The sequence below is a fragment of the Oleiphilus sp. HI0125 genome (assembly GCF_001635355.1).
This window is the reverse complement of sequence record NZ_LWGF01000687.1, coordinates 1-1,163: the sequence shown is the minus strand read 5'-3', so window position 1 is coordinate 1,163 and position 1,163 is coordinate 1. Positions and strand designations below refer to the sequence as shown.

Here is a 1,163-nt window from a genome sequence, read left to right as displayed (position 1 = left end):
GACAAACGCTCCGCAAATTCACCTCCCCCTAGGTGTGTTTTATCTCCCCAATAGCCTTGGGTTAAATTCAAATATAGAGGCTCATATACTCGGACTAATTGCAGGATGATGAACACCAATAAGAATTTTTTTAAGCGCCTTTCGGTATCAACAATCATTGCCGTAAAAAAGAAAAAACAAACAGCTTTCACAAAATCAGGAAGGTTATTTAGCGCACTGCCCGGCCAGCGCACCAAAAAAAAACTTAGAGCCAAATAGATAATTAACCACTTTATTCGCTTATATGGCTCCGTTTGATATATATCTTTAAATTTATCTTTTTGAGAAAATAACAAAAACGTTAGCAACAATACCATTATTAATGTTGGTCGAATAACACCATACCCAGGTATTCTTGCGCTTAAATGCAAGAAAAAGTCGATATTGAAAAAAATAAACAAGCCAAAGGTAAAGCTACTAACAGGGTCAATTGGCTTTTCTTGGTTTTGCGATTTAGGGTTGCTAAAGCCTGTAGAAGTGTTGCCCTTACCTTTAAGCGACGCGTCATGCAAACTAGTATCACTCAACAAAGTTCACCTTCCACTTTGTTATGCGCACCGGTTTTCTCCGCCATAAAGGCCTCAACACCATTGAATGATTTACAAAACTGAAACCAATCTTCTGATGCGGTATGTCGACGCATTTCGAATAGGTCTTGCGTACCTTTGGAATCATAAAAAGCCGTAACAGAGGACTTAAAACCCACTTCTTGCGTCACTTGTTTTACTTTTTTGTTGTAGTCATTTGGTTGTCCATTAGGGAAGCAAAAGTCTCTATCTACCTTGCCCAGTTTTTCATCTAAAAAGCGCATACAAGTGTGAAGTTCAGTATGCAACTGCTCATTACTAACTTGCCCAAGCGAAGGGTGTGTATGGGTATGGCCGCCAATCTCGATGCCGTTTTGTTGCATCTCTACAAGCTGTTGCCACGTGCACGCTGCATATTCATCGGGAGTCGTTTTAGGTAGCGGCCTACCAAGTTGCTCTGCAAAGTAAGCTATCCATGTGTGTTTTGTTTTGTCGTCTACCGATAGTAAATATGCTATTACTTGCGACCATATTTGCTGACGACTTGAGTCATCAATGGTGTTTATTTCGATGTTTTTGGACGTTTGCTCACCTAAG

The 1,163-nt window shown here is 40.2% G+C and carries 2 protein-coding genes; both read right to left on the bottom strand.

Annotation, left to right across the window (positions count from 1 at the left end):
* The coding region (locus A3762_RS09965) for a hypothetical protein (protein ID WP_197469184.1) at positions 1–566 on the bottom strand (566 nt) is incomplete at its 3' end.
* The coding region (locus tag A3762_RS09960; RefSeq protein ID WP_156493371.1) for a polysaccharide deacetylase family protein at positions 563–1,163 on the bottom strand (601 nt) is incomplete at its 5' end. The genes A3762_RS09960 and A3762_RS09965, both read right to left, overlap by 4 nt.